Annotated in this window: 8 protein-coding genes; 5 read left to right on the forward strand and 3 right to left on the reverse strand. The window is 43.8% G+C overall.

Going from position 1 to position 6,458, the window contains the following annotated elements; translation table 11 throughout:
- Together ACFFAP_RS34515 and ACFFAP_RS34520 are read right to left on the reverse strand one after the other, a co-directional pair.
- On the reverse strand, positions 1–208 hold a 208-nt coding region (locus tag ACFFAP_RS34515), incomplete at its 3' end, for an HTH domain-containing protein (RefSeq protein ID WP_375515432.1).
- A gap of 184 nt (positions 209–392) precedes the next feature.
- Complete coding sequence (locus tag ACFFAP_RS34520) at positions 393–935, reverse strand: hypothetical protein (protein ID WP_375515433.1); 543 nt, start codon at positions 933–935, stop codon at positions 393–395.
- Positions 936–1,002: 67 nt separating this feature from the next.
- On the opposite strand from ACFFAP_RS34520, the gene ACFFAP_RS34525 reads away from it, so the two are divergent.
- The gene (locus ACFFAP_RS34525) at positions 1,003–2,550 is read left to right on the forward strand and encodes an FAD-binding domain-containing protein (RefSeq protein ID WP_375515434.1); all 1,548 of its coding nucleotides are present in this window, start codon (positions 1,003–1,005) and stop codon (positions 2,548–2,550) included.
- Between the two features lie 303 nt (positions 2,551–2,853).
- On the opposite strand, the gene ACFFAP_RS34530 is transcribed toward ACFFAP_RS34525, so the two are convergent.
- Positions 2,854–3,408: a hemerythrin HHE cation-binding protein gene (locus ACFFAP_RS34530; protein ID WP_375515435.1), complete on the reverse strand. Its 555-nt coding sequence runs from the start codon at positions 3,406–3,408 to the stop codon at positions 2,854–2,856.
- A 523-nt stretch (positions 3,409–3,931) separates the two neighbouring features.
- Between ACFFAP_RS34530 and ACFFAP_RS34535 the strand changes: the two genes are divergently transcribed.
- From ACFFAP_RS34535 to ACFFAP_RS34550, 4 genes are all read left to right on the forward strand, one after another.
- On the forward strand, positions 3,932–4,258 hold the full coding sequence (locus ACFFAP_RS34535; protein ID WP_375515436.1) for an antibiotic biosynthesis monooxygenase family protein: 327 nt from the start codon (positions 3,932–3,934) through the stop codon (positions 4,256–4,258).
- 278 nt (positions 4,259–4,536) lie between these two features.
- A complete protein-coding gene (locus tag ACFFAP_RS34540; protein ID WP_375515437.1) occupies positions 4,537–4,764 on the forward strand; it encodes a hypothetical protein in 228 nt (75 codons plus the stop codon).
- Positions 4,765–5,268: 504 nt separating this feature from the next.
- On the forward strand, positions 5,269–5,874 hold the full coding sequence (locus ACFFAP_RS34545) for a flavodoxin family protein (RefSeq protein WP_375515438.1): 606 nt from the start codon (positions 5,269–5,271) through the stop codon (positions 5,872–5,874).
- A 171-nt stretch (positions 5,875–6,045) separates the two neighbouring features.
- A complete protein-coding gene (locus ACFFAP_RS34550; protein ID WP_375515439.1) occupies positions 6,046–6,408 on the forward strand; it encodes a hypothetical protein in 363 nt (120 codons plus the stop codon).
- The last annotated feature ends 50 nt before the right edge of the window (positions 6,409–6,458 follow it).

A 6,458-nucleotide genomic window follows, 5' to 3' on the forward strand; every position in this document is an offset into this window, starting at 1 on the left:
CCTGAGTAAAGTATGGCTTTGTTCTCTTTAGATTTTCTTTACGAATCAGCTCTAAAGGAGCATTAAAGCGATCGCGCAAAAAAGCCAAGTCACTGCGAACTGTCCGCTCACTAACTTTTAAAGCTTCGGCAAGGCTTAAAGTTGTTGGTCGGGTGGTCGTTCTGAGCAACGAATCAATTTGCAATAATCGCTCTAAATGCCTAGACATAAATATCTAATGAACAATTTAGCCTATCCTAAATGAGTTACCCGGCAAAAACACTTCCGCCTACAAAAATCCAACAAAATTCAATATCAATAATTAAAATTGATTAACGCTTAAAAATATTTGTCACTAAAGTAAAACACTTTTAGACCAAAAACGATATTCACACTCTGCAAATACGGCAACTTTATTTATAACTGTGCCTTAAAAGTGCGATCGCCCCCTCGCCCCCTACAGCTGCTCCATCTTGACACGCGCCACTTCCATCATCACCGTCGTAATCGGCACAAGTCGCCCCCACAGTGGTGTAATAGCTATTCCCAACTGGTGTTGTAGTCGAGCGCTCCCGAAACCGCTTCATGGTGATGTGAAACCACTCCCGTGTTTTTGGCATTGGTAGCCTGTACAGTTGGCAGGTGTTAACAAAGTAGTAAAATAGCCAATCCGCCTCAGTGTACATAAAGCAGCCGGGGGTTCCCTTCTCTAGATTGCTGTGTGTCTCGAAGAACAAGTTACGAGTTTTATTCCACCTATCGCCCTTAATCTCAATCAAAATTTCACCCGTCTGCGTTGTCCAAATGAGGTCAATATCTCTGTGTTGAAAGTTGGGGTCATCCTCAACATTAACAACGCTCCTTGTTTCTGACTTTGACCATAACCACGCCTCAATGTCAGCAGCAGCTTGTTTAGCTACCTGCACCGCGTCATCCATGCTGTAGGCGTAGGTCATAGTTTTAGTTCTACCATTCAAATTATTTAGTACAATTGTATTATTAAGTGATATAGAAAATTAATTTATGCACCTTCTGTGGTTTCGTCGAGACTTACGTTTGGCTGACAACGAAATTGTCGCCTTAGCCTCTGCTAATAATGCCGCAGTTTTACCATTCTTTATCATCGACCCTTGGTTTTATCAGTGGGTCGATGTAGGTAAAGCACGGGTGCGGTTTTTGTTTGAGTCTTTAGAGAATCTAGATAGCAATTTACAAAAATTAGGCAGCAAACTAATATTATTTGAAGGTAATGCTGTAGAGATTATACAAGAATTAACTCAACAATTAATACAGCAGGGACATAGACCAAAACTCTACTTTAATCGTGATGTACAAGTTGAGTATGGTATTAGCCGAGATCAAAGTATAGTTAATTTGTATCAAGCATTAAATCTCGAATATCATCTGGGACTAAATAACTTTTTACAATCACAAGATAAACGTGAGCAGTGGTTTAACGAATATTACACATATCAAAGACAATCTGTTTACCCAAAACCTACTAGTATTAATACTCCGGCACTGTCTTTAAATATTCCCCAGCTAACATTTACAGAACTAAAACAGAAATATCATGCTTTTTTGCAAACAGAACAGGTATATTTTCTTGGTGGAGAAACACAGGCACAAGCTACATTAAATTCATTTCTGAAAAGTAGATTTAATGGTTATCATTGGAAACTTTCACGCCCTTGGTTAGCACAGCTTGGAGCAACATCTCACCTATCACCACATCTGACTTTTGGTACAATTTCAACTCGCATTGTTTACCAAGAGACTAAGGCAAGGGCAGCAGAACTTACAAATCAACCCAAGGCAGAATTTTCCTTAAAAGCATATCGTGACCGCTTACGCTGGCATGATAGTTTTACACAGCGCCTTTATTTTTACCCAGAAATAGCTTACAAAAACCGTTATCCAGAATTTGATGAATGGTATACACCCCTAGAGTTACCACCAGAAAAACAAGAACTATTTCATGCATGGCTTGAAGGGTTAACAGGCTTTCCCCTCCTAGATGCCAGTATGCGACAACTAAAAACTATGGGTTGGATGAATTTTCGCATGAGGGCGATGTGTGCAACGTTTTTAACTATCAATTGCGGTATTTCCTGGCATCACGGCGCTAGACATTATATGAACTATTTAGTAGATGGAGATTTAGCAATTGATAATTGGCAGTGGCAGATGCAATCAGGTGTTACTAATCCCTTAAGTGATACTTTTCGCATATATAACCCAAATAAGAATATTCCGGAAAAAGACCCAGACCTCAAATTTATTTACTATTGGGTAAGCGAACTAAAAGCTTACAGTCTACCAGAAATTATTCAAGGTAAATATATTGGCACTAGTTCTTATCCAGAAACTATTTTAGATTGGGCTAAAACCCGCAAAGTTAACGGTAAAATCATCTCTGACCTTCGGAAAAAAGTAAGAGAAAGATTGACTCTCCAAGGTGGAACAGAATATGAAAGTGCAGTTGCAGCTAAAGAAACAGTCAATAAATACTGGCAGCACAAAGATAGACAGTACAAAGAATTCAAGGAATTAGAGGCAGAAGTAGAGTAAATCAATAGCGGGTTTTAATACTGCTAATCACTGCTCTCCATCTTTGTATAAAAATCTCACAGTCCGATGGCGCAACCGCCCGCCGTAGGCATCGCCCTTACATCCCATAAAGTTGCACGCAAGAAGCGATGGCGTAACCGCCCACCGTAGGTGATCGCCTTTATAGAATTCTTAGAGGAAAAATTAAACGCGGTAGAGGTGCGATCGCACTAAGAGCGGGCGGGTACGCTGTACAGTGACAGATGCATAAATCATCTGAATCTATTACGCTCCCATGAATGACGCGCCCTCTGCCACTCATTGCTAGCTTACCGCGCTGCTTACAGCACCCTTAAGGGCTGCAATTCCCTGTTCAATGCTAGCCCACAGACCCATGTCAGGTTCCTTACCGGCTATCTCTCGCGTTCCGACGAAGTAAAGAACGCCTTTAAGAATCTCTTGGTGAGCGCGATTTTCAAAATTAACTCGGTTGAGCGGTTCCATCAAATCTTGAAGGTCATCATTCAAGGACTGGGCAACCTTGTGTAGAACCAGCCCGGTCATTGTCTGTTGATGCTTTAGCAACTCAAGCTGTAAGTACTTGTCATACAGAGTTAGCTCGGAACCGCTCATCATTTGGCTTACCTTCTGGGCATGTTGTTGAGTAATGTCGCGAGGTTCTGCTGCGTTGCCGTATCTAGAAATAGCTGCTTCGATGATGCCGAGATTTTCGCGATCGCTCTTAATCATTCCTTCGAGCCGCTCGCAAATCGTATTGTCGTCCGTCTGTGCTATTAACTTTTGCTCAGTTTCCAACAGAACATTCTGAAAAAGCTTTAGATCAGCAAGCTTAGTCGCTATATTTGTCACATCGGTCATTATTATTAACTCCAGACTACAGGTTTTATCGGTTATGACAAGCTCCCCTCACTTTTTCCATATTCTCGTGAGGTTTAAGTAAGTCCGTCCCTCTTCAGAAAGATTTATATCAAGTTCGTTGTAGCAGGCTATCAACGCTGAATGGCACGAATAAAAGCGGAAATCCATACCAGATGGAGATTACAGCTTTTCATGAATGAGTAGTGAATGAATAGTCAGGCGATAGCCCTTGGCCCTTGGTGGGCACTCCGTGCCATCGCGCATCCCCATACCTGCGTTGAAGAGGAGACTTGCGCCTGGAAACAGCAGGTTCACTTTTTTCCGTTTTCCCAACAATGGGTCATAAGTTGGTATTTGAGTTCAAACTACTTTTATTGACTCTCACAATCTGATCGATGTATGCCTTGAAACTGGCGGGTACACTGTAGTTGGGCGGCTCGCTTGAATATAAATCGGGTGTATATTTGAGATCGCTTCTGTGGTAGCTTCCTAAGCGTCCAAAACGTCAATATTAAAAGGGGGGATGATGACCACAATCTCGAAAGACAATCAAGTTATCACGCTCATTAACGTCTTCACCGTCGAGCCGGAGAACCAACAAAGATTGGTCGAGATGCTCGTCGAGGCCACCGAAAAAACGATGAAGCATTTACCTGGCTTTGTCTCGGCCAATATTCATAAGAGTTCGGACGGGGTGCGAGTGACGAATTATGCCCAGTGGCGCACGCGTGAGGATTTCGAGGCGATGCAAAAGAACCCGGAAGCGACGGCGCACATGAAACCGATCATGGAGATAGCGAAGTTCGATGCTCATTTGTATGAGGTAGTGGAAAGTCTGTCGGTAGGCTAGCTGTCAGTCTTGAAGTGAGGTGGTTGCGCGTTTGCCCGAGACCGCCGCCCAACAGTGCTTGCATTCAAGCGACTTAACAGTGTGTCTTTTGAGAGTCAAAATTGCACCCCTGGAGCGGGAGCGATCAGCTACGCTGGGCGGTTACGCCATCGCCCTGCTTCCAAGAGAACTAAAAACCTGTTAACAAGTTATACCTCAAAGAACTGAGAAGCGATCGCCCTCCCACTTATCCCCTAGAACCGAGGAGCGATCAGCTACGCTGGGCGGTTACGCGCTTAATGGCGGCTGGGTATAACGGAAAATCGCACATTATTTGGTACAACAACGATAACCCAGACATCCTACTAGAGCAGAAAGTTAAAAAAGTTGTGCGCTCTGGTAAGCCAATCTTTTTGTATCGTTGCGGTGGTAGGGTGTCGTCGCCGCCCAAAGGCTACTACTGGCGGATGATGGACGAACATCCATCGATGCGGATTTATCAGTTAGAGGTTAAGGATGGGGAGTGATAGAGCGTAGTTTACCGTCGCAGGCATCGCCCCTCTAAAATTCTTAGAGGAAACACCAAAAAGAGCGATCGCTCCTCGTAGTGAAAATCAGCTTTATTGATTCAGTTGTTGTAAAGCGATTTTGAAGAGTCAGCGATCGCCCAAAGCATCCACTGATTCAGTTGCTACTATGGGCAGATATACAGAAATCCTTATACTGAACCTGAAACATCCTCTTCTTTTCGTGGAAAAAACATCAACCACATCAAAAGCCCCCTTCAGAGGGGCTTTTTTATGGCGGTAATGACCGCTTCAGTATTATCACCTAAACACTGTAAATTGGCATTACCCTCATAAAATACAAGCGAGGAAAAGCCAGCAATAGAGCGTAGTTTACCGCCGCAGGCATCGCTCCTCCATTTTCAACAGTAAACAAGAGTACTCAACATAACGAAAGAGAGTGGCTACTTTACTTGACCCGACAGTAGTCTTTATGATATTTCTCGTTCAGTTTCAGTCAAAAATTTGACCTTAGTTACTATGCCCACCGTTGCGATTATCTATTTCTCTGGTGCAGGTCATACTCATCTTATGGCCCAAGCTATTGCCGAAGGTGCAACTAAAGTTGAAGATACCACTGTTGAACTGCTACGGGTTACTGGAGAGCAGATTGTCAATGGTCGTTGGAAGAACGATGAGGGACTAGAAAAGCTCAACCAAGCTGATGCGATTGTTTTTGGCTCTCCTACCTACATGGGTGGTGTAGCGGCTCAGTTCAAGGCATTTATTGATGCTGCTAGCGAAGTTTGGTTCCGACACGGATGGAAAGACAAAATCGCTGCGGGTTTTACTCACTCTAGCTCCCCTAGTGGTGACAAGCAAGGCACACTCCTCTATTTAGCTACCAACGCAGCCCAGCACGGCATGATTTGGGTAAATGTCGGTGACTTGCAAAGCTTCTTATCTGGTAAAGATGATGGGGTAAATCGACTGGGAGGATTTTTAGGTGTCATGGGTCAAAGCCAACTCGATATGAGCGGCAAGGAACCAGTGCTAGATTCGGGTGATTACCTGACTTCACTACGCTTTGGGGAACGCATTGCAGAGGCAACTAAACGTTGGGTTAAGTAGCTTTTGACACTTCTTTTAGGTTATAGCACCCAAAGCATCTGACAAAAAATTCTTTTCGAGTCAAAATTGCACCCCTGGAGCGATGGCGTACCCGCCCTTACATGTGGCGATCGCACTGTTGCCAGGAGTGCGATGGCGTAACCGCCCACCGTAGGCAGATCGCCTCAACAAATGGGAACCCTGGTAATAGTTGCGTTTCTCACCCTCATGAAATTCTTAAACTTCCTCAAACCCAAACCAGCCCAGCCAACTATTGAAAGCTACGGGCAACTAAACTCTCATATTGAGCAACAGCAGATTCAATCGCTGATGGAGTGGCTGTTTGCTAGCTTAATGGCGGCTGGGTATAACGGAAAGTCGCACATTATTTGGTACGACAGCGATAACCCAGACCCCAGTTTAGAGCAGAAAGTTAAAAAAGTTGTGCGCTCTGGTGAGCCAATCTTTTTGTATCGTTGCGGTGGTAGGGTGTCGTCGCTGCCCAAAGGCTATTACTGGCGGATGATGGACGAACATCCATCGATGCGGATTTAGGGACTTCCAAGGAATAAATTACTCAACAAAAATCATAAGCTTACATTTAA

This window comes from uncultured Nostoc sp. (assembly GCF_964245575.1).
Taxonomy (GTDB): domain Bacteria; phylum Cyanobacteriota; class Cyanobacteriia; order Cyanobacteriales; family Nostocaceae; genus Nostoc.